This window comes from Billgrantia kenyensis, from assembly GCF_013697085.1.
Lineage (GTDB): Bacteria > Pseudomonadota > Gammaproteobacteria > Pseudomonadales > Halomonadaceae > Halomonas > Halomonas kenyensis.
On sequence record NZ_JACEFT010000007.1, the window covers coordinates 81890 to 107958 of the forward strand.

At 63.4% G+C, this 26069-nt stretch carries 15 protein-coding genes; 11 read left to right on the forward strand and 4 right to left on the reverse strand.

The window, feature by feature from the left end; all coding sequences use genetic code 11:
- The first annotated feature begins 14 nt into the window (after window positions 1-14).
- Together mepA and H1D44_RS08420 are read left to right on the forward strand one after the other, a co-directional pair.
- Window positions 15-875 carry a penicillin-insensitive murein endopeptidase gene (gene mepA / locus H1D44_RS08415; RefSeq protein ID WP_181514402.1) on the forward strand — a complete coding sequence of 287 codons (861 nt, stop codon included), beginning with the start codon at window positions 15-17 and terminating at the stop codon, window positions 873-875.
- A gap of 70 nt (window positions 876-945) precedes the next feature.
- Window positions 946-3327: a DNA polymerase II gene (locus H1D44_RS08420; protein ID WP_181514403.1), complete on the forward strand. Its 2382-nt coding sequence runs from the start codon at window positions 946-948 to the stop codon at window positions 3325-3327.
- Window positions 3328-3363: 36 nt separating this feature from the next.
- On the opposite strand, the gene H1D44_RS08425 is transcribed toward H1D44_RS08420, so the two are convergent.
- Entirely contained in the window at window positions 3364-4506 is a 1143-nt protein-coding gene (locus H1D44_RS08425) for an LBF_2804 family protein (RefSeq protein ID WP_181514404.1), read from the reverse strand.
- Between the two features lie 201 nt (window positions 4507-4707).
- Here H1D44_RS08425 and H1D44_RS08430 point away from each other — a divergent pair, with 201 nt between their 5' ends.
- The 3 genes from H1D44_RS08430 (at window position 4708) to H1D44_RS08440 (ending at window position 9390) form a co-directional block, all read left to right on the forward strand.
- On the forward strand, window positions 4708-4983 hold the full coding sequence (locus H1D44_RS08430) for a hypothetical protein (protein ID WP_181514405.1): 276 nt from the start codon (window positions 4708-4710) through the stop codon (window positions 4981-4983).
- A 245-nt stretch (window positions 4984-5228) separates the two neighbouring features.
- The gene (locus H1D44_RS08435; protein WP_181514406.1) at window positions 5229-6284 is read left to right on the forward strand and encodes an efflux RND transporter periplasmic adaptor subunit; all 1056 of its coding nucleotides are present in this window, start codon (window positions 5229-5231) and stop codon (window positions 6282-6284) included.
- A gap of 13 nt (window positions 6285-6297) precedes the next feature.
- The gene (locus tag H1D44_RS08440) at window positions 6298-9390 is read left to right on the forward strand and encodes an efflux RND transporter permease subunit (RefSeq protein ID WP_181514407.1); all 3093 of its coding nucleotides are present in this window, start codon (window positions 6298-6300) and stop codon (window positions 9388-9390) included.
- Here H1D44_RS08440 and H1D44_RS08445 read toward each other — a convergent pair.
- The 3 genes from H1D44_RS08445 to H1D44_RS08455 form a co-directional block, all read right to left on the reverse strand.
- The gene (locus H1D44_RS08445) at window positions 9327-12569 is read right to left on the reverse strand and encodes a transglycosylase domain-containing protein (protein ID WP_220128030.1); all 3243 of its coding nucleotides are present in this window, start codon (window positions 12567-12569) and stop codon (window positions 9327-9329) included. The two genes, H1D44_RS08440 and H1D44_RS08445, sit on opposite strands and share 64 nt — an antisense overlap.
- Before the next feature lie 101 nt (window positions 12570-12670).
- Window positions 12671-14146: a tRNA uracil 4-sulfurtransferase ThiI gene (gene thiI, locus H1D44_RS08450; protein WP_181514408.1), complete on the reverse strand. Its 1476-nt coding sequence runs from the start codon at window positions 14144-14146 to the stop codon at window positions 12671-12673.
- 146 nt (window positions 14147-14292) lie between these two features.
- Window positions 14293-14577, reverse strand: a complete 285-nt coding sequence (locus H1D44_RS08455; RefSeq protein WP_181514409.1) for a hypothetical protein — start codon at window positions 14575-14577, stop codon at window positions 14293-14295.
- A 451-nt stretch (window positions 14578-15028) separates the two neighbouring features.
- On the opposite strand from H1D44_RS08455, the gene H1D44_RS08460 reads away from it, so the two are divergent.
- From H1D44_RS08460 to H1D44_RS08485, 6 genes are all read left to right on the forward strand, one after another.
- Window positions 15029-17263: a TolC family outer membrane protein gene (locus H1D44_RS08460; protein WP_181514410.1), complete on the forward strand. Its 2235-nt coding sequence runs from the start codon at window positions 15029-15031 to the stop codon at window positions 17261-17263.
- A gap of 111 nt (window positions 17264-17374) precedes the next feature.
- Window positions 17375-19546: a type I secretion system permease/ATPase gene (locus tag H1D44_RS08465; protein ID WP_181514411.1), complete on the forward strand. Its 2172-nt coding sequence runs from the start codon at window positions 17375-17377 to the stop codon at window positions 19544-19546.
- Window positions 19546-20976: an HlyD family type I secretion periplasmic adaptor subunit gene (locus tag H1D44_RS08470; protein WP_181514412.1), complete on the forward strand. Its 1431-nt coding sequence runs from the start codon at window positions 19546-19548 to the stop codon at window positions 20974-20976. The genes H1D44_RS08465 and H1D44_RS08470 overlap by 1 nt, the downstream gene beginning before the upstream one ends.
- Window positions 20973-21596, forward strand: a complete 624-nt coding sequence (locus tag H1D44_RS08475) for a response regulator transcription factor (RefSeq protein WP_181514413.1) — start codon at window positions 20973-20975, stop codon at window positions 21594-21596. The genes H1D44_RS08470 and H1D44_RS08475 overlap by 4 nt, the downstream gene beginning before the upstream one ends.
- Before the next feature lie 109 nt (window positions 21597-21705).
- Window positions 21706-23157, forward strand: a complete 1452-nt coding sequence (locus H1D44_RS08480) for a retention module-containing protein (RefSeq protein WP_181514414.1) — start codon at window positions 21706-21708, stop codon at window positions 23155-23157.
- Window positions 23158-23367: 210 nt separating this feature from the next.
- The coding region (locus H1D44_RS08485) for a retention module-containing protein (protein WP_181514415.1) at window positions 23368-26069 on the forward strand (2702 nt) is incomplete at its 3' end.

Consider the following 26069-nt stretch of genomic DNA (forward strand, 5'->3'; position numbering starts at 1 on the left):
AGCAAGGATGAACCATGTTGCTTGACGCTCTCGTGCGACGCCCACCCAGAGTGGGCGTCATGCTGCTTGCCCTGGCCGCTTTTTCCACCTCGGCGGCCTTCGCCGCCAGTCCACCTGAAGACACGGCCCCTCCGACCAGCCCTGGCGACTGGTCGGAGGTCAGGGAGCCGCTGCCTGGCTCACCGCGGGTCATCGGACCCTTCGACGGCGGCTGTATAGCCGGCGCCGAGCAGCTGCCCCTGGAAGGCGTCGGTTACCAGGCGGTGGATATCGAACGCAACCGCCATTACGGCCACCCCACGCTGATCGACTACGTCGAGCGGCTGGGGGAGCGGGTCAATCAGGCCGGGTTCGGCCCGATGCTGGTGGGGGACATGGCGCAACCCCGCGGCGGGCCCATGCCCTATGGACACGTGAGCCATCAGACGGGGCTCGATGTCGACATCTGGTTTCGCCTGGACCTGCCGTTTGTCGAGCGCAGCGAGCGCGAGGACCTGGAGCAGCCGATCCTGGTCGATCCACGCACTCAGCGGCTCGACGAGCGCTGGACCGACGAGCATGCCGAGCTGATCCGCCTGGCGGCAGACGATCCGCGGGTGGCGCGAATCTTCGTCGACTCGGCGGTGAAGCGCGACCTGTGCGAGCGGGAGTGGGACGATCGCTCCTGGCTGCGCCTGATACGGCCCTGGCATTCCCACGACGAACACCTGCACGTGCGCCTGAGCTGCCCGCCGGATCAGCCGGAGTGCATCGACCAGCCGCCCCCGCCGCCCGGCGATGGCTGCCAGGCACTGGCGCCGACGCCACGCCCCGAGGTCTATCCTTCCCCCGGGCGCTCGCTGCCGCCGGCCTGCCGGGCCATTCTCGAGCGCTAGGCTGGGCAGCCGACGACGACAGCCCTGCCTGCGCCGGGTAGAATGACCCCACAGCAGGCAGGCGCGAGAGATGGCGGTGGCACAGCAGGGCTTCGTGCTGACACGGCACTGGCGGGATACGTCCGATGGGTGCGAGGTGAGCTTCTGGCTGGCAACGGATGCCGGCCCTTGCCATGTGCGTCTGCCGCCGCAACCCTGCGTGGCGTTCTTCCCCGCTGATCAAAATGCGGTGGCCGAGCGCATCCTGGCAGGCGAGCCGGACGTGACGCTCAAGCCGCTGGCGCTGCATGACTTCAATCAACGGCCGGTTGTCGGGCTCTACTGTCGCCACTATCGCCAGCTGCAACAGCTCGAGCGGCGGCTGGCCAAGGCCGGCATTACGCTGCTCGAAGCCGATGTTCGCCCGCCCGAGCGCTACCTGATGGAGCGCTTCATCACTGCACCGGTTCGTTTTTCCGGCGAGCAAGCTGCCGACGGCACCTGGCAGGACGCCCAACTGAAGCCCGTGGAGCACTATCGGCCCAGGCTCGAGCTGGCCTCGCTGGACATCGAAACCAGCGCGCGTGGCGAGCTCTACTCCATTGCGATTGCCTGTGGCGAGCAGCGCCAGGTCTTCATGCTCGGCCCACCCAACGGTCAGGCCGGCGCGGCCGAGCGCGAGCGAGACTTCGCCCTCGAGTACTGCGCCAGTCGCCAGGTCCTGCTCGAGCGTCTCAACGGGTGGTTTGCCCGCCATGATCCGGATGCCATCGTCGGCTGGAACCTGGTTCAGTTCGACCTGCGCCTGCTGCAGCGCCATGCCGAACAGCTGGGGGTGCCGCTGCGCCTCGGCCGCGGCGGTGAGCCGCTTGGCTGGCGTGCGCACGGCGGCAACCCTCATCACTTCTTTGCCTCGGCTTCGGGGCGCCTGATCATCGACGGTATCGAAGCCCTGCGCCAGGCAACTTGGCACTTCGATTCCTTCAGCCTGGAGCACGTCTCCCGGGAACTGCTGGGCGAGGGCAAGTCCATCGACAACCCCTACCAGCGCATGGACGAGATCAACCGCATGTTCGCCGAGGACAAGCCGGCGCTGGCGCGGTACAACCTCAAGGACTGCGAGCTGGTACTGCGAATCTTCGCCAAGACCGAGCTGATCGACTTCCTGCTGGAGCGGGCCAGCGTCACCGGCCTGCCGGCAGATCGTAGCGGGGGCTCGGTGGCAGCGTTCACCCATCTTTATCTGCCGCGCATGCACCGGCTCGGATTCGTTGCGCCAAGCCTTGGCCAGGGCGGTCGCCCGGGGGAGGAGAGTCCTGGCGGCTTCGTCATGGACTCCCGTCCCGGGCTCTACGACTCGGTGCTGGTGCTCGACTTCAAGAGTCTCTATCCGTCGATCATTCGAACCTTCCTGGTCGACCCTGCAGGGCTGGTAGCGGGTCTCGATGAGGCCGAAGCTCAAAGCGTGCCCGGCTATCGCGGCGCGCGGTTCTCGCGTCGCTGTCATGCACTGCCCGACCTGGTGGCCCGGGTCTGGCAGGGGCGTGAAGCGGCCAAGCGGGAAGGCAACGCGCCGCTCTCCCAGGCGCTCAAGATCATCATGAACTCCTTCTACGGGGTGCTCGGCTCGAAGGGGTGTCGCTTCTTCGACCCGCGACTGGCATCGTCGATCACGCTGCGCGGGCACGAGATCATGCGCCGTACGCGTGAACTGATCGAAGCCGAGGGTTACACGGTCATCTACGGTGATACCGATTCCACCTTCGTCTGGCTGGGCGGTGCTCATGAAGAGCCGGAGGCCCATGCCATCGGTAAGCGGTTGGCACTGAGGGTCAACCGCTGGTGGGCCGAGCACCTCGCGGCGGAACATGGCCTCACGAGTGCGCTGGAACTACAGTTCGAGACCCACTATCGGCGCTTCCTCATGCCCACCATCCGCGGTGCGGAAGAGGGCAGCAAGAAGCGCTATGCAGGCCTGGTGCGAGAGGCGCAGGGGGGCGAGCGAGTGGTCTTCAAGGGGCTGGAGACCGTGCGCACCGATTGGACGCCGCTGGCCAAGCTGTTCCAGCAGGAGCTGTATCGGCGGGTCTTCGTCGGCGAGTCCTATCGCGACTACGTGCGCGACTACGTCAGGCGTACCCTGGCCGGGGAGTTCGACGAGCGCCTGGTTTATCGCAAGCGCCTGCGCCGCCGGCTCGACGAATACCGTCGCAACGTGCCGCCCCATGTGCGGGCCGCTCGCCTGGCCGACGAGCATAACACCCGGCTCGGGCGTCCCCGTCAGTACCAGCGTGGTGGCTGGATTCGCTACGTGATCACCGTTGCCGGGCCGGAGCCGCTGGAGACGCGCCGCTCCGCCATCGACTATCAGCACTATCTCTCGCGTCAGCTGCAGCCGGTGGCCGATGCCATCCTGCCTTTCCTGGGTGATGACTTCTCTAGCCTGACCGACAGGCAGCTCGGGCTCTTCTGAGGTCCCGTGTGGTTTCGAAGCCGGCTGCAGGTGAAGTCAGCCGTGGCCGTGATACACGTGGCCGTCGAGGGGCTGCCCATCCATGAAGCGCTGTCGCCAGGCTCGCGCCTTCATGTGCGGATAGGGGATATTGCAGGCTTCGTAGAGCTCCTCCAGGAAGCGCTTGCGCTTGCCTCGGGGGTAACCGGCCAGCACGGCGATGGCGAGCTGAAGTTCGAGCACGCGGTGCTTTTCACCGCGCTCCAGGCGATTGAGTGTGAAACGCTGCTGCGGCCAATCCACCTGGATGCGCTTCTCCTTCCACTCAAATGCATCGATGAGCCGTGACAGCAGGTAGACGTGGTTGGGGTGGGCATCCTGGTTGGCCATGATCATGGCGCCAACCGTATGCAGCATGACGTGCTGGCCGCGCTCGCTCAGCGGGTCGTGCCGCAATTGCCGCACCATGCCTTCGATGGCGAACGGGCCCAAGGCCTGCTCGCGTGCCTTGACCAATATTCGCCAGGTAATGATCGCATTCCAGGCGGCATACAGCGGCCCCATGAGCAGGGGAAGAACCCCGCGCAGGGCCACTCGGCCCAGCACGCGACGCAGCAGCACGCGTATCAAGAAGCTGCTGACGCCTACCTTCATGCGATACATGATCTCGATGGCGTTGATTTTCCAGCGGCTCATTCGGGCATAGGGATCGATACCGTAGATCCGGTGCCGGGGGCTGGGGAATTCGAGGGCCACGCGGGTCAGGCCCAGCAGTACCAGTCGCGCATGCGGGCCGTCACGCATCGGCGCACCTGCCAGGCGGCTGGTGGTGGCGACCCCACGTAGCGCATTCCAGTAGAGAAAGGCGATTTCCACGGCGCTGACCACGCCGGCAACGGCGAAGAAGCCGGCCCAGTAGGGCAGCTGTTCGCGCAGGCTCATGTCCTCCATGCCGCCGAGCATGCCTTGGCGCATGTACCACTCCATGCCACCGATCATGCCGCCGGAAACGATGCCGGCGAGTGCCGCCCAGGCTACGCCCGCATAGAAGGTACGCTTGAGCCGGGCCAGGTCATGGTCGTGGCGGGCGCGTCTTGGTGCGGTGCGGTGGTGATTGAGCTGTTGGAGATAGCGTGCCGCCCAGCGTTCCAGCACGCTGGGTTGCGGTGCATATTCCCGGTCGGGTCTAGCTTCGGCCATGAAACGTCGTCACATCCTGATTGTGCGAATACCTTCAGCGTAGCCCTGGCAGGTTGCCTGTTCGAGTTGTCAGATCAAAGCCTAGATAGTGAAGTGCGTGAACGGTGTTCGAAAAATATTGACGACGAAATACGGCGGTGATATCTAACGCTACCGGCAATGCCTGCCGGAGCGAAAATGACATTCTTGAGGGTTGTGAACATGCCTCTGCGCCGCTGTTTGCCCGTAGTTCTGGTGGCTGCCGCCCTGGTTGCCGGCTGTGCCAGCAATGCCACCATTGCCCCCCGTTACACCACCGACAATCCCGACCTGATGCGCATCGGTGGCGAGCGTCCCTCCAACCCTGACGTGCGGACCGAGAACGCCGGCTCCTACTGCCTGGAGGTCATCGAGCGCTGGAACGAGCACGGCAGGACGCCTGATGGCCAGGTACTCTGGGCCAAGGATACGCTGCGCAAGGTCGTGCCCTGCCCATAGCGCAGCGCTGTTCCACCAGATCTGGCGGTCCCTGCAACGGGCCCGGTGCTACGCACCGGGCCCGTCTTCTGTAATCAATCGGGAGCCAAGAACAGCAGGAATTCAAACGTGCGCTTGAATGTTGTTATAGTGGGGCTGTCTGTGCAGGAGCAACACTTTATGGTCTATCGTGTATCGCTCAGGCACAGCCTAGGATGCCGCGCCATTGCCAGGTGACGGTGCGCAGGGAGCAGGGGGATTAGGCGATGAAGCGGTCAGCATGGCTGATAGTGTTGCTGGGGTTGGTCATGGTCGGCTGCGGTCGCGATCAGGCCGATGAGGAAGAGCCGGCGGTGCGGGTGGTCAAGTTGCAGGAAGTCGGGGAGCACACCCTGATACCCAGCCGCCGCTTCGTCGGCAGGGTGGAAGCCTTGCGCACGGTCGACCTCTCGTTTCGAGTCGGTGGGCAGCTGGTCGAGGTGCCTCGACGTCAGGGGGAGACCATTGGCCAGGGGCAAACCGTCGCCAGGCTGGATTCGACCGACTACGAGCTGGCCGTACGGCGGGCCGAAGCCGAATACCAGCTGGCCAGGCGGGAAATGGAGCGGGCACGCCCTCTGCTCGACAACAATTCCATTTCCCAGTCGGCCTTCGACGAAATCCGCACCCACTACGAGCTCGCCGAAGTGCAGCGTGACAGCGCGCGGCAGGATCTCTCCTATACCGCCATCGAGGCGCCCTTTGACGCCCTGGTGACCCGCCGGTTGGTGGAGAATCACAGCAATGTCCAGCCCAACACCGCCATCGTGCGAGTGCAGGACGTGACCGAGCTTCGGGTGAGGATCAACGTGCCTGAGACTCTGGTGCGCCACGTGGTCAGTCCGGAGCGCTTCGAGGTCGAGGCCGAGCTGCTCTCGGCGCCGGGTGAGCGCTTTCCGCTCGAGTATCGTGAGCATGTCACCGAGGCCGACGACGTTGCCCAGACCTACCAGGTGGAGTTTGCCATTCCCGATCATGAAGCCGTCGGGGCGATGCCGGGCATGACGGCCGCCGTGTCGGTGACGCTGATCGATGTCATCGAGCATGGTGCACTGCACATCCCCGCGGCCGCCCTGGATACCGACAACGAAGGCAACTTCCGTGTCTGGGTCTACCGCGATGAAGACCAGCGTGTCGAGCCGCGCCAGGTGCTGGTCGGACAGCTGCATGGCGACACGGTACCTGTGCTGGCGGGGCTTCAGCGCGGCGAGCGCATCGTCGCGGCAGGCGCGCACCTGCTGTATGAAGATGCCCGGGTCAGACCCATGGAAGCCACACTGTAGCCAGGAGCACGATATGGATATCGCCAAAGCGTCCATCGAGCGGCCGGTCGTCACCTGGCTCATCGTTGCGATCTGTCTGCTGGGCGGCATCTGGGGGTTCAATAACGTCGGCAAGCTGGAAGATCCCGACTTCACCATTCCCAACGCCATCATCAATACCCAGTACCCCGGTGCCACCGCGCAGGAGGTGGAGGAGGAGGTCACCGAGCGCCTGGAGATGGCCATCCAGGAGCTGCAGCAGATCGACGTCATCGAGTCGCTCTCCATGCCGGGGCGGTCCGAGATCGAGGTAGAGGTGGCCTCCACCTACCGCAGCCATCAGCTGCCGCAGATCTGGGACGAACTGCGGCGCAAGGTCAACGACGTTCAGGGCTCGCTGCCTGAAGGTGCCTCGACTTCTCAGGTCAATGACGACTTCGGCGAAGTTTACGGCATCTTTTATGCAGTGACGGCGCCAGGCTACGGGCACGATGAGATTCGTGACATCTCCCGCTTCCTGCAGCGCGAGATGTTGACGGTGCCCAACGTGGCGCGGGTGTCCACGGCGGGCGAGCGCGACGAGACGATCTACATCGAGATTCCCAACGAGCGTCTCACCACCCTCGGCATCCCCGTCGATCATGTGATCAACACCATCCAGACCGAGAATCAGGTCACCGATGCCGGCTCGATGCGCGTTGGCGACGACCATGTGCGTATTGTCGCCCGGGCCGGCGTGGACAGCGTGGCAAATATCGAGGCGATCCGCATCGGAAGGCCGGGAACCACCGAGCAGATATCGCTGGTGGATATCGCCAACGTCCATCGTCAGCCTTTGGAGATCCCCAACCACCTGATCCGCCACAATGGCGAACCCGCCTTCACCCTGGCCGTAGCGGGGGTGGCCGCTGCCAACATCGTCGAGGTGGGCGAGGCGGTGGAGCGCCACCTCGAGTCACTGGAAGGGCGCCTGCCGCTGGGCGTCGAGCTGCATCCCATTTATGAGCAGCACCGTGTGGTCGACGAATCGATCAACGACTTCCTGATCAACCTGGCGACCTCGGTTTCCATCGTGATCCTGGTACTGTGCCTGTTCATGGGCTGGCGCGTCGGCGTGGTGGTGGGGGCAACCCTGCTGCTGACCGTGCTCGGCACGCTGTTCTTCATGTGGGTGTTCGATATCGAGATGGAGCGGGTCTCGCTCGGGGCGCTGATCATCGCCATGGGCATGCTGGTCGACAACGCCATCGTGGTGGCCGAAGGCATGTTGATCAGCATGCAGCGCGGCAGGCCGGTGAAGGAGGCCGCCAGCGAGGCCGCGGGACGCACCCAGATCCCGCTGCTGGGGGCCACGGTGATCGGTATCCTGGCCTTTTCGGGCATCGGGCTGTCCGACGATGTGACCGGCGAGTTTCTCTTTTCGCTGTTTGCCGTGATCGCCATATCCCTGTTGCTGAGTTGGGTGCTGGCCATCACCGTCACTCCGCTGTTCGGTTACTACCTGTTTCACGGCAGGCAGCTCGGCAGCGACAAGGATCCTCACGGAGGGCTCTTCTATCGCATCTATGCCAGCTTTCTCGCCCTGGCATTGCGGCTGCGTGTGCTATCGGTGGCGCTACTGGTGGGGATCACGGCGCTGTGTGCGTGGGGCTTCACTTTCGTTTCTCAGTCCTTCTTTCCCGACTCGAACACGCCGCTGTTCTACGTCAACTACGAACTGCCCCAAGGGAGCGACATACGCGCCACCCAGCGCGATGCCGAGCGCATCGAGCAGTACCTGCTCGACCAGCAGGGGGTTGAGAACGTCTCGAGCTTCGTTGGCCGCGGGGCGACCCGCTTCATGTTGACCTATGTGCCGGAGCAGCCCAACCCTGCCTATGCACAGTTCATCGTGCGCGCGGAGAGTCTTGAGCGTATCGACGAGCTCGATCCCCACGTCTACGCCGAGCTGCAGGCGGCTTTTCCCGAAGCGCGGGTGCGTACCGAGCGCATCCAGTTCGGTCCCGGTGGCGATGCCCAGATCGAGGCGCGTTTCCAGGGCAGCAATGCAGCGGAGCTGCGCCGCCTGGGGGAAGAGGCCCAGCAGCGCATGCGAGCCAATCCGGCGGTGATCGATGTACGCCAGAACTGGCGCGAACGGGAGGCCGTAGTGGTGCCGCTGTACAACGAGGAGCGCGCCAGAATTGCCGGTGTCACGCGTGATGAACTGGCTCAGACCCTGCAGTTTGCCGCTTCCGGGGTGCGGGCGGGCACCTATCGAGAGGGTGATAGGTTGATTCCGATCGTCGCCCGGCCACCGGCAGGCGAGCGTGGCGATGTCGCGTTGCTCTCGGATCGCATGGTATGGAGCAACGCCGAGCAGCGCTTCATTCCCATCGCCCAGATCGTCGACGGCTTCGAAACGCAAAGCGAGGAGGCGCGGATTCATCGCTACAACCGGGTGCGTACGCTCACGGTTCAGGCAGATCCGGCTCCGGGGTACACCGCTGCAGCAGCCCATGATGCCGTACGCCAGGAGATCGAGGCCATTCCGCTGCCGCCGGGCTATGCGGTGGCGTGGGGAGGAGAGTACGAGGATTCCGCCGATGCCCAGGCCTCGCTGGCGCAGCAGCTGCCGCTGAGCTTCGTGGCGATGCTGGTGGTATCGATCCTGCTGTTCGGCAAGCTGCGCCAACCCTTGATCATCTGGCTGGTCGTGCCGATGTCGATCTGCGGGGTGGTCATCGGCCTGCTGCTGACCGGGCTGCCGTTCTCGTTCACGGCGCTACTCGGCATGCTCAGCCTCTCCGGCATGTTGATGAAGAATGCCATCGTGCTGGTGGATGAAATCGATGCCCAGATCAAGAGTGGCAAGGAGCGCCTGGCTTCGCTGATCGATGCCAGCATCAGCCGCCTGCGCCCGGTACTCCTGGCCGCCGGTACCACCACCCTTGGCATGCTGCCGCTGCTGTTCGATGCCTTCTTTAGCAGCATGGCCGTGACCATCATGGCTGGGTTGGCATTTGCCTCGCTGCTGACGCTGATTGCGGTGCCGGTGTTCTACTCGCTGCTCTTCGGCATTCCCTATCGCAAGGCAAGATCGCGCGAGGCGCCTGAAGCGTCCGAGTCTTCGGCGGCGGGTGGCTGAACCTTGTCCTCCTCCCCGGCGAAGTGGTACTCGCTGGGCAACCCTTTCTCCTTGGGCAGCGGGGGACAGGTACCCACCCCGGGTTCGAGATAGGGCCTCAGGATAGGCTCCATGCCCTTCAGTACCTGGACCGGCAGGGCCGAGGTGAAGCGGAAGTCGTCCGAGGCGCTGCCGGGGACGAAGGCCGTGAGCGTGCCGAAATGGTCATCGCCAAGATAGAACACGAAGGTGGCGGTGCGGTTGCGGGCCCGCGATTGCAGAACCTGTCCGCCGCGGCCGACGGTCTCGATACGGTTGTTGCCAGTCCCTGTCTTGCCGCCCAGCACCAGCGGGGTGTCGTCTTCCAGGCTGAAGCTACCCTGCAGGCGCCGCGCCGTTCCCCCTTCGACCACCTGGGACAGTGACTCGCGCAGCACCGCGGCGACCTCTGGCGCCATGACCCGATGGGCCTGTCCTTCGGCTGGCAAAAAGCGTGTCTCGTAGGGGGTGTCGGCAGCAAAATGCAGCTCATCGATCCGCAGGGTGGGCAGCCTGACTCCATCGTTGAGAATGATACCCATCAGTTCAGCCAGGGCGGCAGGTCGATCTCCCGATGAGCCGACTGCCGTGGCCAGCGACGGTACCAGCTGGCCGAAGGGGTAGCCATGGCGCTGCCAGCGTTCATGAATGTCTTGAAACGCCTCGACTTCAAGCATGGTGCGGATGCGCACGTCGCGGGCGTTGCGATGGCGCGTGCGAAACAGCCAGCCATAGACCTCCTGACGCTCCTCGACGCTGGCGGCGACGGCGTCGCCCCAGCCGGCGTCGGGCAAGTCGAGCAGGAACCCCACCAGCCACAGCTCCAGGGGATGGACCCGGGCGACATAGCCCTGATCGTTCAGGGAAAAGTTGCCAGGCGCGTAGCGGTCATAGAGTGAGGCCAGCTCACGCTCGCTGGGTCGATTGCCGTTGGGCAGCCACTGATCGAGAAAAGCGGCAAACTCCTCGAGGCTGCTCTCGGGAAACAGATAGCGCTGCACCGCGGCCAGACGTGGTGCCGTGGGCCTGATGCCTTCGACAAAGATGGACAGTCGCGCTTCGCTGTCGAGGTTGCGGTACTTGCGCCAGAAGCGCTCGAGGAAGGTACGCCCCTCGCGGTCGGCGAACAGGCGCAGGTACTCCTCTCGCCGCGGGTCACGATCGTCGCCCAGCATGGCTGAGCGCGGCTCGGCATGATGCATGCTGTAGCGCACCACGTCGCGCATCACGCGGATGAAAGGAAGATTGAGCGACTCGCGCATGGACTCGGAGAGCGTCGGATTGCGGCCATTGTCCTCGCGGCGAAAGTTGCTGAAGGTGTGACGCCCGCCGCCGGTGAAGAAGGCTTCCGCCGGGCTGGCCGAATAGCGTCTCTCCATGGCCATGCCAAGCAGCTCATCGAGGGCCATGCCGGGGGCCTCAGTCAGGCGATCCAGCACCCAGCGGCTCAACGCATCCTGGGAGTCGATCTCGACGCTGCGCAGCATCTCCGGGCTCTTGCTGGCGTGGCGGTCATGCAGCTCGGCGACGATCTCCAGGTAAGTGGCCAGCACACGCAGCTTGGCGGTGGAGCCCAGCTCCAGCTTGCTGCCCTCGTTGATGTCGAACGGCTGATGGGTGTTGTCGGTCTGGACCCGTACGCTGAAGCTGTCCTCGCTGCGCTCGAACAAAGTGAAGCTGTAGCGTACGTCCTGTGTCCGTTCGGCGCTGAGCAGGCGATCTCCCAGCAGGCCGGTCTCTGCGGCGAACTCCGGATCGGCCAGGCGGTGAAGATAGCGGGTGACTTCTTGCTGCAGGCCGGCGTGCAGGGTAGTGCGGGCACTGAGGTCGAGGCGATCAAGGTCGTAGAACGACATGCCCAGCATGCCCGCCAGGCGTTGCCTCGCCACCTGGATACTCTTGTCCGGCTCGATGCGCAGGTCGAAGGGCGATACCGCGGAGTCGCGGAACGCCAGGCGCTGCTCGAGCGCTGCCTGGGCGAGGTCAGCCGGGATGACCTGTTCCTGGCGCAGCAGGCGCAGATGGCTGTCGGTCAGCTCCTCGAGGGCTTCCCTGCCCCGGGTCAGATACCAGGAAGGACGCCGCTGGGCGATCATCAAGGCCAGCACTTGGCGCAGCGCCAGGCCCTTCTCGGCCTGTTCGTCCACACCATCGAAGCCGATCGCCAGACGGCGATTGATACTGTCGAAATCGGCGCCGAACCAGACCCAAAGACCATCGCCCAGGCCATGGACCTCGCCGTAACTAGGGGCGGCCGATAGCGGCACGGTATTGAGGTAGTCCAGGGCCACGTCCTGCCTTGCGGTCAGGGTCTGGGGACCATGCTGGTAGCTGCGCACGCTGGCAGAGATCATCTGACGCAGCTTTTCTCGCGGCGAGTGGGTCATCCCCCGGGGCGAGTGGCGGTATTTCTCCAACTGGGTGGCCAGCGTACTGCCGCCGGCCGACTGGCCCGGCAGGTCCAGGGCGCGCCCTACCTGCGACAAGGCGGCCCGTGTGAATCTAGGCCAGTCCACGGCCGGGTTGGCATTGGGTGCGTTTTCGTCGAGCAGCTGTCGGTTCTCGATGAACAGCAGCACCTGAAGCACGATGGGAGGAATGGCCTCGAAAGTGGTGTACTGACGGTGCGGATGACGAAACAGGTAGAGGCTTTCCCCTCGGCACTCCTCGATGCTCAAGCCGGCCTGGGTCTTCTCCTGATAGGGTGGGAAGAAGCCGCGCCGGCTGTAATCGAGCAGGGCAGGGGAAAAACGAGCCTGATGAGTGATGTCATAGCCCCGGGCCAGGAGCCGGGATTCGAATTCTGGCAGTTGGGTGTAGCCGAGGCGCTGGTCGAAGGGGCCGTGGCTGGGGAAATGGATCTGTTCGCTACGGCCGGGCTCTACGCTATAGCGCAGTGTGGCTGCGTAGCGTGAGAGTTCCTGGGACTGGAAATGCGATGTCTTGGCCTCGGCAACCAGCAGCGTGGCGAGCGTCACGCCACACGTCAGCACCAGGATGCCCAGCCCCATGTACAGGTAGCGTCGCGAAGGCTCCGGGCGGGGCGCCGGAGCCAGCCTGGGCTCCTCGATGAAAGGCGAGCGCTTCGCGAGCGATTCGCCGCTGTCGAGCCGCGCCACGGTAGACGAATTCCGGCGTGACGAAGAACCGCGAGCACCCATACGCCACTCCTAAAACCGCGACTTGTTAATTTTGTTTTAGCGCAGTGGAGCGAAGCGATAAAGGGATTGCTAAAAAAGATTTTGTAACCTGACGCCCTCGATCAGTCGGTGCGATAGACTCCGAAATGCGTCAATCCGCGGTCATGCAGGTGCATCGCCTGCATGCGGCTCATCACCCCCTGGTCGCAGTAGAGCAGGTAGCGGCGGTCACCGGGTAGGGAGTCGGCCCGTGATTGCAGCTCGAAAAAGGGAATCTCCAGGCAATCCACCCGCTCGAGCACGAGCGGAGCGGCGTCACGCTCCGCCGGAGCGCGGATATCAATCACGCTGATGTCGGCATCGCTGGCAGCGGTCTCGAGGTCGGAGATCACTTCGAGCTGTGGCGACTCTTGCTGCCTTTGGTCAAGCAGCTGGTCGGAGCGGGTTTGCACCGCCTGCGCCACGGCGGCGTCGAGGACACTGAAATCGAAATGCGCCTCCGCTGCAGCGACCTTGTCGTGGCGCGCCTGGGTATTGGGCCGCTGGGAGACGGCGCCGCACACCTCGGGCATGCCCTCGGCAAAGGGGGCAGTGCCTATCTGGCGGGCCGTATCGATGATGGTCTGCTTGTCCTCGGCGATGAGCGGGCGCAGGATCGGTACCTCGCTGGCATCGTCCATCAATACCAGGTTGGTCAGGCTCTGGCTCGAAACCTGAGCGATAGCGTCGCCGGTCACCAGCATGGGAACCCGCGCCCGGGTCGCGATACGGCTGGCGGCACGCACCATCATGCGCTTGAGTGCCACCCCGATCAGCCCATCGGGGATACTGCGCTGCAGCTCGGCCACCACGCCTTCGAAAGGTACCGAGATGAACTTCACCCGGTGGGAGCTCGAATAGGTCTTCCACAGGTGGTGAGCGACTTCGCGCACGGCGGCCTCATGACCGGCGCCACCGAGCTCGAAGAACAGGAAATGCGTCTTGATTCCACGCCGCATCATTTTCCAGGCAGCGACAGGGGAGTCGTAGCCTCCTGAGATCAGCGCCAGAGCCTGTCCCTGCAGGCCCATGGGATAACCGCCGAGCCCGGACCAGCGCTGGCGAACCAGGCGCAGGCGGCTTTCGACGACATCCACACGGACATCCACTTCCGGCTCCTTGAGCTGCACCCTGGCTCCCGGGGCGGCGTCAAGCAGCTCGCGCCCGAGGTGGCGCTCCAACTGCTCGGAGGAAAAGTCATGAATGCCTCGGCGCTTCACCGTGACGCGAAAGCTGCGCCCGGCAACGGCATCACGCCATACCGGCAGCAGGCGATCGGTGGTGTCGGCAAAGGAAACGAAGGGCACCTCCTCGACGCACTGCACCTCGTGGACACCGGGGATGTGACACAGCAACCGCTCAAGTTGACGGTACCAGTCAGGCTCGGCAGCTTCCGGCACGTGGACCTTGATGGCGTCCCAGCCACCCTGGACACGCAGCGAATCGCCCAACGGGCGCAGCACGTTGCGGATGTTGCCCACCAGGCAACGCGTCATCTGGCGGCGTACGGAACGCGACTTGATGGTGATTTCTGGAAATAGCTTCAGCAGGTAATACATTGGCAACGTACTTGTAAAAGTTTTGGAAAACAATTGGTTGCCATTATACCAAAGGGCGAGGCCAGGTGCCTGTCGCGAATGGCCAGGCGGGGCTGCCGGCCCCGCCCGGTTCATCAGGCCCGGTACCAGGCCTCGATAGTGCGAGTCTAATAGAGGGCTTGCTCCTCGCTGATCACTTCCTTGAGCAGTTCGAGGAACAGCTTGTCCGCTTCGGAATGCTCCTGCGGATCCTCCGGGATATGCACGCTGGTGGTTTCGGAAATCTCATTGGCGATGCGTGCCACGACATCCTCCGAGCCGCCATCCCGGTAGTGGCGGCGGGCGACATCCAGTGACTGCTCGAGAATCTGTGGATCCTGCAGCAGCTTCTTGATGAAGCCGCGCAGCTCGTTGATGACGCGTGTCTTCTGTATTTCTGATGAAGCTGACATTTTCTTCTCCTTTCCCGTTCGCCTACAGGGGGCGTCACTCATGGGGCTGACAATACCATGATTGGGGAGGGCCGGGAGAGGGGGCGAGTGGCCAGCAGGCTAACGCTGTCGGTAGACCTGTTTCCACGGGCTTGATTTGGATCAATCGCAAGATCGGTGTTACAAAAGTGTCGTACTTGGGTATTGGACAATCGGACAACCTCGGTTACGCTAGATTACAAAAAGCGGTTGACAAACATTAAATGACTAAGCGGGCTTTGTGTCCTTGGCTTGATCCGTACGTACTAGTAACAGGCTGCCATGTGAACAGGCTGATCGGCTTGCAAAGGGAAACCGGGAATGGAAGCACCGTCCGGCTCGCCGGATGAGCCCCGAAATAACAAGAAACGATAACGCAACTCGACGGATCGCCCGTGCAACGGGGCGACCGAATCATGAACAGGGAACACCCATGAAAAAATCAGCTGATTACCCCCTAGCCCAGCGATTGGCTAAAGCCTTCGCCGTGGGTTCATCGCTTGCGCTTCTCCCCGTGGCCGCCGCCGTGGCCCAGACCTTGCCGCCCGGCCTTGCAGCGCCTGGTTCGGCCGATGTGCAGGAGGTGGTGCGCCAGGCGCTGTCCACCAACCCCGAAGTCAGGGCTGCCTTGAATGGCCTGAATGCTGCCGGTCATGATGTCGGCGTGGCGCGCGGCAACTACCTGCCCAGTATCGACGTCGCCGCAGGCATCGGCCGCGAGGATCGTGAAGGGGATGGGCGCGGTAGCTATGATACCGACTTCGCCGAGCTGCGGCTTACCCAGATGATCTACGATGGCTTCGCCACCCGCAGCGAGGTCGAGCGGCTCGACCGCGCCCAGCTGGTACGCTACTACGAGCTGCTCGGCGCCAGCGAGAACGTGGCGCTCGAAGCCACGCGGGCCTATCTCGACGTCAGCCGCTATCGTGAGCTGGTGCGCCTGGCTCAGGACAACTATGCCGATCACCTGCGGGTCTTCAACCAGATCGAAGACCGCGTGCGCTCCGGTGCAGGTCGAGGGGTGGACCTCGAGCAGATCAGCGGCCGCCTGGCCCTGGCCGAGTCCAACCTGATGACCGAAGCCTCCAACCTGCATGACGTCACGTCGCGCTACCAGCGGATCGTCGGCCAACTGCCGGCCGAGAATCTGGCCCCGGCGCCGCAACTCGACGGCCGGCTGCCGCCCTCCGTCAGCGAGGCGGTCGACCTGGCTTTCCAGGGCAACCCCGACTTCCATGCCGCAATCGAGAACATCGAGGCGGCACGTGCCGAACAGGCAGGCACCCGAGCCGGATTCCAGCCGCGTCTCGACCTGCGCGGTCGCACCGGGACCGACAATAACGAGTCCGGCTACGACGGTTTCGGTCGGCGCGACCGGCACAGCATCGAGCTGGTCGCGAGCATGAACCTCTATCGCGGTGGCAGCGACCTGGCTTCTTTCCGTGCCGCCAGCGATCGCGTCGAACAGGCCATCGACCAGCGTGACCTGGCCTGCACCAACGTGCGTCAGACCACTCAGATCGCCTACAACGATACCCAGCGCCTGCGCGAACAGATCCGCTACCTCAACGAGCATCGTCAGTCCATCGACCGGGTGCGCGGTGCTTATCAGCAGCAGTTCGACATCGGTGAGCGGACGCTGCTCGACGTACTCGACAGCGAAAACGAGTACTTCGAAGCGAGCCGGGCCTTCACCAATGCTCAGTACGACATCGCCCTGGCCGATGCCCGTACCCTCGCTGCCATGGGCCAGCTGATGCCGACGCTGGGCGTCATGCGTGACGACATGCCGACCCTGGCGGAGCTGGGCAGTGACGGCGTGGCGCTCGATCCCAGTGTGCTTTGCCCGGTCGAAGGGCCCAGCGGCTTCACCCTTGCCGACTTCACCGGAGGCATCAGTGCACCGCCGCCCACTCGCGCGCCCGACGTGACGCTCTCGGCCGATGCCTTGTTTGCCGTCAACAGCGCCGAGCTGGGGCCTGACGCTCGCCAGGAGCTCAACGAACTGGCACAGCAGATCCGCAATCTCACCGATCTGGAGCGGGTCTTCATCGCCGGCCATGCCGACAGCACCGGAACCGACGCCATCAATGACCCGCTTTCCCAGCGCCGGGCGGACAGCGTCGCCGAGTATCTGGTCAGCCAGGGCGTCGATCGCGAGCTGATCGAAACCCGCGGCTACGGCTCACATCAGCCGGTCGCGAGTAACGACAGCGTGGAAGGGCGTCGCCAGAATCGCCGCGTCGAAGTCACTCTCGAGCGAGTGGGCGAGAATCTTGACATGACCTCCACCCAGGCTTGGCCGAACGCGACGCACGAGCCGTCAAGCCAGGCCGGTCAGCCCAGCGTGACTGACGCCTGGGCCGATTCCCAGCCTGTCGCCAGCGTCTATGGGGAGCTGGAAGCCACTGTCTGGTCTGCGAATCAGGAGGTCATCGAGGTCGAACAGGGAACCTACTTGCAGGTCGTCGCCTTGAGCGACTCCGAGCGAGCGCAGAGCCTGGGGAGCCAGCTCAGCGAAACCCTGGCCAAGCCGACTCGCCTGGTCAGCACGACTGGCCTGCACCGGGTGCAGCTTGGGCCTATCGGCCATCCCGACGAAGTGACGGCATTGCAAGGCGAGCTTGAGCGCCTGGGCTATGCCGACAGCTACGTCGTGCAAGGCTGAAAGACCTGGGGTTGAGGCTGTCTCTCCGCGGCAGGATAGCGGAGAGGCAGCGACCTTTTTCCTGCTCAAGTCCGTCCGACGCTAACGGGCGGGCTGCATCCCGAGGTCCCTGTGACGCAGCAAGAAATTCTGGATTCCTCAAAGCAGGCCACGCGTTCGGCGGTACGTGACGAGCTGCTCGAGTGCCTGTTGTCCGTTGCCCTGGCCCATGATCATGCTGCAACGCCTGACGCCTTGACCGCGGGCCTCCCCCTTGAAGAGGGGCGCCTTACACCGGGCGTATTTCCCCGTGCGGCGGCCCGTGCAGGCATGACGGCGCGCATCGTCAAGAGCCGCATGGTCCAGTTGAATCCCGCGCTCTTCCCGGCAGTGCTGCTGCTGGAGCCTGGGCGGGCCTGCGTGCTCGTCTCCCTCGATATCAAGGCGCGCCGTGCCCGTGTGATCTTTCCCGAGCTTGGCGATGCCGTCAGTGAAGTCGACCTCGACGGCCTGGCTGACAGCTATAGCGGCCAGGCGATCTACGTACGTCCACGCTACCGCTTCGATGCGCGTGGGCCGGAAGTGGACAAGAAGCGCACACGACACTGGTTCTGGGATGTCATTCGTGAAAACCGGCGCCTCTACCGCGATGTCATTGCCGGCTCCATCGCCATCAACCTGTTTGCGGTGGCCATGCCGCTGTTCGTGCTCAACGTCTATGATCGCGTGGTGCCCAACCATGCCACCGAGACGCTCTGGGTCCTGGCGGCCGGTATCTTCATCGTGCTCTGTTTCGATCTTGCGTTGCGTCTGATGCGCAGTGCCTTCGTCGACCTGGCAGCGAGTCGGGCCGACGTCAAGCTTTCATCGCGAATCATGTCCCAGGTGCTGGGACTGCGCATGGAGGCCAAGCCCGCCTCCACCGGCTCTTTCGCCTCGACCTTGCAGTCCTTCGAATCCGTTCGCTCCTTCATCGGCTCGGCGACCGTAATAGCGCTGGTCGATCTTCCCTTCGTGCTGCTGTTTGCCGGCATCATCGCGCTCATCGGGGCGCCGCTGGTCCTGCCGGTTCTGGCCGGCATTGCCTTCGTACTGCTTTATGCCCTGGCCGCGCAGGGCAAGCTACACGAACTGTCCGAGACCACCTGGCGCGTCAGTGCGCAGCGCAATGCCACGCTGGTGGAGTCCCTCTCGCACCTGGAAACCGTCAAGACACTGCGGGCCGAGAGCCGTATCCAGGCCACCTGGGAGAAAGCGACGGCGTTCCTGTCGCGGACTTCGGCGCAACTGCGGCTGGTCAGCACTTCCGTCTCCAACGTGGCGATGTGGGCCCAGCACACCGTAGCGGTCAGCGTGATCGTGATCGGGGTCTACCTGATCATCGACGGCAACCTGACCCAAGGCGGCCTGATTGCCGCCTACCTGCTTTCGTCCCGCGCCATGGCGCCGGTCAGCCAGGCGGCAGCGCTGCTGGCCCAGTACCACCAGTCGTCGACGGCCCTGCAGTCCCTCGATGGCGTCATGCAGCGCCCGGTAGAACGACCCGAAGGCAAGCCGTTCATCTCCCGCCCCGTCGTGCGTGGCGAAATCCGTTTCGACAAGGCATCGCTGCGCTACCCGGAAGAAGAGCGCGATGCGCTGCGTGACATCTCGCTCAAGATCGAGCCGGGCGAGAAGGTGGCGCTGCTGGGCCGTATCGGCTGTGGCAAGACGTCGCTCAACAAACTGCTGCTCGGTCTCTATACCCCCACCGCCGGCGCGGTGATGATCGACGGTGTCGACCTGCGCCAGTTCGATCCGATTCAGCTGCGGCGGCACATCGGTTACGTACCGCAGGACGTGAGTCTTTTCTTCGGTTCGCTGCGCGACAATATCGTGGCCGGCGCCGGTAGTGACGGTGTCGACGATGAGTCGCTGCTGCGTGCCATCAAGCTCAGCGGGCTGGAGAGCCTGGTCAACGGACACCCGCACGGCGTCGACCTGCAGGTCGGTGAGCGGGGACAGATGCTTTCTGGCGGTCAGCGCCAGGCGGTGGCTATCGCCCGGGCCCTGGTCCACGAACCGCAGATCCTGCTGCTTGATGAGCCGACGAGTTCGATGGATCACGCCAGCGAGGAGGCCTTCAAGGCCAACCTCAAGCAGTACGGTCAGGGCAAGACTTTGATTGTCGTGACCCACCGCACCTCGCTGCTCTCCCTGGTGGACCGGATCATCGTCATCGATGCCGGCAAGGTGGTTGCCGATGGCCCGCGCGACAAGGTCGTAGAGGCGCTGCGCAAGGGTCAGATCGGGAGGGCCGGATAATGGCTGCCCACAAAGGCAAGACGGCGGAGCAGCAGGGCTTCGAGGCGATCGGGCGTTTCTCCGACGCCGGCGGGAAGCCGTTCCGTCCCTTCATCGATCGCCTGTTCTCGAAGCGTGTCACCTCGTCGCATCTCAATCGCGACTGGGCCAGCGATGCCGACTGGGCGCGTATGCAGCAGGAGCCCATCCGCGCCAGGATGTTCCTCTATACCGTGCTGTTGACCGTCGCCGCGCTGATCACCTGGTCCTATTTCGCCCCCATCGACGAGGTCACGCGTGGCACCGGCAGGGTAATACCGTCCAGTCAGCTGCAGAAGGTGCAGTCGTTCGATGGCGGCGTGGTGCAAGAAATCCTGGTGCGTGAAGGGCAGCTCGTCGAAGCAGGGCAGGTGCTGATGCGCGTGGATCCCACTCGCTTCATTGCCAACTACCGGGAGAACCGTGCCCAGGCATTGGCCCTCAGGGCTCGTGCCGAGCGTCTCCGGGCCCTGGTCACCGATACGCCTTTCGAACCCGACGAAGAGCTGCGTGCCGAGGTGCCTCGGATTGTCGCCGAAGAGCGCGAAGTCTACGAGAGCCGGCGCGAGGAGTTGCGCGAGCAGGAGAGCATTCTGCGTGACCGGATACGCCAGCGCGAAGAGGAGCTCAATGAGGCCAAGGCACGGCGCGATACCGCTCAGCGCGAAGCCAACATGGCCAGCCAGGAGCTCAGCCTGACGCGACCGCTGCTGCAATCGGGGGCGGTCTCCGAAGTCGATATCCTGCGCCTGGAGCGTGAAGTCTCCCGTGCTACCGGTGAAAGGAGCCAGGCTGCCGCTTCGGTGGCGCGTCTCGAAGCGGCAGTGGAGGAGGCCCGCACTCAACTGCGCGAGCTCGGTGCCGAGCGTCGCAGCCAGTGGCGCAACGACCTGGCCCAGACCCTTGGGGATCTCGGCGCGCTGGATGAATCCAGTGCCGGCCTGCAGGACCGGGTTCGCCTGGCAGAAGTCCGTGCACCCGTGGATGGCGTCGTGCAGCGTCTTGGTGTCACGACGCTTGGCGGCGTCGTGCAGCCAGGGCAGGAAGTGGTGGATATCGTGCCCAGCGATGACCAGTTGCTGGTCGAGGCACGCATAGCCCCGCAGGACATTGCCTTCCTGCGCCCCGGTCAGCCGGCGACCATCAAGCTGACCGCCTACGACTTTGCCATTTTCGGTGGGCTCGAGGCCGAGCTCGACCATATCAGCGCCGACACGATTACCGACGATAACGACAACACCTTCTACCTGGTGCGGGTACGGACCATCGAAGGAGAAGACCTGACGAGCGAGATCCAGGTCATTCCCGGCATGACGGCTCAAGTCGACATCATGACCGGTAAGCGCACCGTAATGCAGTTCCTGCTCAAGCCTGTGCTGCGGGCATGGAGCAACTCCATGGGGGAACGATGATGGGGAATCTGTTCGTCAGTCAAAAGCGTGAGGTCATTCCGCGGTTACGTAGTGCCTTTCCCGAGATACGTCGGGTGGCGCCCGATCAGACCCATCACGAGGTGGCCCGAGGCGATCATGTCTGGCTCATGACCGATCATGACGCATGGCCCGCAGTCACGAATGCCCTGGCGGCCCGGGGTGCCACGCCGGTCGTCATGTCCCTTGTACCGAGTGAAGCGGAAGCGCTTCAGGCGCTGCAAGCCGGGGCGCGTGGGTATATCCACGCGCTCTCGCCTGTCGAGTTGCTGCGGCAGGTGGCACTGGTGACCGGCAACCAGGGGATTTGGGTGCCGGCCGAGCTCCTCGGCAAGGTACTGGGATTCTCCTGGCGTGCGCTATCCCGGGAAGAGGAAGGCAGCGATGCACTCTCGGTGCTCACCGAGCGGGAGAGGGAGGTGGCGCTGGCTGTCGCAGATGGAGCCAGCAACAAGGAAGTGGCGAGAAGGCTCGACATTACCGAGCGCACCGTCAAGGCGCACCTGAGTGCCGTGTTCCGCAAGCTCGATGTCAGGGACCGGCTGCAGCTGATATTGCATCTGACCCGGCAAGGAGCCGAGGTGCTTGATGCGGATCAATAACCGCGGTTGTTTCCGTATTACCTCTGGCCGTGACGTAAGGCGGGTGTCACTATTTTTGTAACACTTTATTACGTCAGCTTGATGAACATTGCCTTGGGAGGGCCTCGCCATGAGCGTTGCAACCATTCATTCCCTGCAGGGGCAGGCCTGGGCGAGAACCGATCAGGGGCAGTTGCGGGAATTGCGTATCGGCGACTCCCTCGTGGACGGAGAAGTGCTGGTGACTTCTTCGTCTGGTAGGGTGATTCTGGCTTTCCCTCAAGGAGGAGAGCCAGTCCTCGTGGGAAGCGCCGTCGAGCTTCCGATTAGCCACAGCCTGGCCAGCGGTGAGCAGGATCCTGAGAGTGCCGCACTCGACGATACCGAATTGGAACGCTTGCTGGCAGCGCTGGATGATCCAGACGTTGACCTTTTCGATATCTTCGACCCGGCTGCAGCCGGGTTGGCGGCGGCCGGTGAGGCGGGTGGACATGGCTTTGTTCGCCTGCCGCGCATCATCGAGAACCTCGACCCGCTGAATTATGACTATGGTCAGCCAGCCGTCGCTGAGACGGCAGCACCCCTGAGTGACAGTGATGCTGACACTGTGGCGGTGGACAGCCCTGTTTCGCCGCCCGCACCTGGGGAAGTCGTGGATCCTGACCCGGATGACCCGACTGATCCGGACGATCCGACTGACCCGGACGATCCGACTGACCCGGACGATCCGGATGATCCGGACGATCCGGATGATCCAGCACCACCGATGATCCTGTGGTACAGCGCTCATACCGTCGGCTCAAGTCCCGGCCAAGGTACGCTCGGTAATGCGCGGGAGCTCAAGGAGGCGGGATCGCAGAGTGCGACTGCGGTGCTTTCCGAGTCGGGCTTCTACTCAGTCGACCATCAGGGCAACAATGACCCCGATGCCATCGAATCCAGGGAAGCGCTTCTGTTCGAGCTGGCAGGCGAGACCGCGTCTGCCAGCTTCGAGCTTACTGGCCCGCTCCATGGCGCCACTTATAACCTCTACAACGGCGCGGGAGAATACTTCTACCAGGGCCTGTTGGAAGATCTGGAGTTACAGGATGGCATGGTGGTCATCGAGCATACCCAGCCATTCGCCTTCATTGCCTTCCTGGGGGGCAGTTCCGGACCAGGGCAGTCTGGCGACGGCAGTGCCTATGCCGTCAGGCCGGTAAGTCTTGATCTTGCCATCGAGCCAGAGGGAGATTCACTCGAGCCTACCAGCGTGGACACTTTCGGGTGGACGCTGGGAGACAGCGATGACGAGTCGCCTTCTGCTGACGAAGCATATGCCAGCTACCGCCTTGGCGAGAGTGACTCGCTCGACCTGCGGGACATGCTGAGCGAGTGGAGCGGCGATAGCGGGTCGCTTGGCGACTACCTGCAGGCAACCGGCACCGACAGCGGTGAGACCCTGCTGCACCTAAGCAGTAGTGGGGCCTTCGATAATGGCGACCTTCAGCTTGCCGACCAGATCATTCTTCTGGAAGGGGTTTCCTACCACAGCAATATCCTGCAGCAGCTGCTCGAAGAGAACCAGCTCGAAATAGAGTAGCCGTCTCGGCTGCTACAAGGCACGTGAGCCCGGCAGCTGCCGGGCTCATTTCATCGTGCTCCCGCTCACCCTCAGGCTCCCCTCGTGACCTGTCCATCGGTCCAATATTTTTGTCTCGACTTGTAACCTAATGTGTAGCGACAACGGTTGATCTATCGACGCTGAGTGCGTCGACCAAAAAGAACAGTATACGTACCAGGGAGTCCTGCCATGACAATTGCCACCGTTATTTCCATTACCGGACGTGCTTGGGCGCGTGATCCAGACGGCAACGTTCGCGAGCTGAACGTTGGCGATACACTGCAGGAGAACGAAGTCCTGGTGACTTCCGATAATGGCAGCGCACAGCTCGACTTCGGTGATGGGCTGGACCCGACCCTCGTCGAGGGTGGCGAACAGGTGGCCATGCTCCCTGAGCTGGATTCGGAAATCCCCGTCGATGTGCCCGGCTTTGCGGCCATGGATGATGACCTTGAAACGCTGCTGGCGGCCCTGGAAGACGATGACGTCGACCTGCTCGATGTACTGGATGCCACCGCAGCCGGGGCCGGCCCGGGTGGTGCTGCCGACGGCGGGCACTCCTTCGTGCGTCTGGCGCGTATTGCCGAGGATACCGATCCGCTGGCCTTCGACTTTGGCATGACTGACCTGGGCGGCTTGCCGGAGGAGGAAGGGGGAGCAGCGATCCTGGCAGCTGCTGAGGAGGAGCCTATTGCTCCTGAGGAAGAGCTCGTTGCTCCCACCGCGGGCAGCTTCGACGTTTCTGTGTTTGATGTGGAAACGTTGGGCGAAACAGGCTCTGTCGCTTCGGGTGTGCTGCCGTTTACGTTTGGCTCTGGTGGTGCCGGTACCATCAGCTTTTCTGCGATGGATGGTGTAGAGAGCCAAGTCGGTCAGGAAAATCTGGTCTATAGCTGGGACTCGGAAACCAATACGCTCACTGCCTTCTCGGCAGGCCGTGAGCTCACGATTTTCACCATTGGAGTCGACCCCGGCACAGGCGAGTTTACTCTCACCCAGGTCAATAACCTGCTGCATGAAGAAGGTATGGACGAGGCGCTGACCAGTCTTGTCTACACCGTGACCAGTGGCAGCGGTACAGCGACCGGCAGTTTGAATATAACCATCGTCGATGATGTTCCCACCGTCGAAAGCGTTCATGGCTCCGAGGCTCTGGATGAGCTGTCCCTGGAATCCTCAGATGCCGATCTCGAAGACCCTTCCTTCTGGTACGAGCTCGCTGCGGGGGGGCTCCCTGTCAAAGAAGGTGGTGGTGCTTCTAATGATTTGCCACCGGGATCGGACGATGGATATGGCAATGACATCCCGTACTGGCCGGAATCGCCCAACAGCCTGGACCTGAGTGCCTTCTTCGATGCCACTATCGACTGGGGTGCTGATGGCGCCGGTGCACAGCCTCAATGGCATTACGGCTTGTCCCTTACCGAGCAAGGGGAAGACGCTGTCGATTCGGGCCTGAGCACCGGCGACGAACAGATTTACCTGCATGTCGTCAACGGCATGATCGTGGGAAGTACCAGTCAGACTGCGCCCAGCGTAGAGTCCGGTGCCGAAGACATCGCTTTCGTCCTGTTCATTCAAGGCTCACAGCTGTCGTTGGTGCAGTTCAAGGCCATCGATCATCCCCCGGGCGTCAACCCAGGGGAGTCCATTGGCTTGGGAAGCGACCTTATCTCTCTCACGGGCACGGTAACCGTCGTGGATGCCGATGGCGACATCGCAACCAATAGCGGCGTCATCGACCTCGGGGTTCTGCTTGGCTTTATCGATGACGGTCCCTTGGTTGAGCTGGGGGGAGACACACTTGCCGTAGAAGCTGGAGACAGCATAGAAGGCACTTGGAATACAGACCCCGGTGGAGATGTCGTTGGGGCATCAATTTTTGTGTCAATCAATGGAGGGGAAGAGCAGGAAGTTTCCTTTAGCGATGGCGAAGCCACCTTCAATGTTTATTTAGAAGATGGTGAAACTCTGGCAGGCACTCTCAGCTTCCAAGCTGATGGAACCTGGAGCTTTGCCGCGGGAACCAACCTCGACCACAGCGACGGCAAGGTGCCGGTCAGCTTCGAGCTGATCAAGATCGACGGTGACGGCGACCGCGAGAGTGCCAGCCACACCATCAAGATCAAGGACGGCGCCGGCCCGACCCCGGGCGGCGAGGACGGCGAAGGCGGCAGCGTTTCGCTGGTGGTCAACGAGCGCGGGCTGCGGGAAGACGCCGACAGCGACAAGCTCAGCGACAGCGCCGAGCTCTACTTCACCGCCGGCAGCGACGACATCGTGAGCTTCGCGTTCGGCGACACCGGCAACATCAACGTCGACGGCCTCGACGGTGAGCTGACCTGGCACGAGGTCGGCGGCGAGCTGATCGGCCGCCTCGACGGTGAGGACGTGCTCAAGCTGAGCCTGAGCGGCGGGACCATTGCCGCCGGGGAGAGCGGCAGCGTCAGCGTCATGGTCGAACTGCTCAGCAACCTGCCGCACGGCCTGGACCTGGACGAGCTGACCCTCAGCGGCATCGAAGTGATCGCCGTCGACAGTGACGGCACCGCGTCCGACCCGGGCACGGTGGGCGTGCAGGTCGACGACGACACGCCCGACGTCAGCCTGGGCGGCGGCAAGTTCGCCACCGAAGGCGGCGATGCCGTGACCGGCAGCTGGTCCACGGAAAGCGGGGCCGATGCCGACGGCGCGAGCCGCGAGATCGCCTTCAACGGCGGCGAGCCGCAGGCCTTCGAGGTGGGTCAGACCTACCAGCTCGACCAGGGCGAGCTGACCTTCCATGCCGACGGCAGCTGGACCTTCGTGCCCGGCACCAACCTCGACCACAGCGACGGCAAGGTGCCGGTCAGCTTCGAGCTGATCAAGATCGACGGTGACGGCGACCGCGA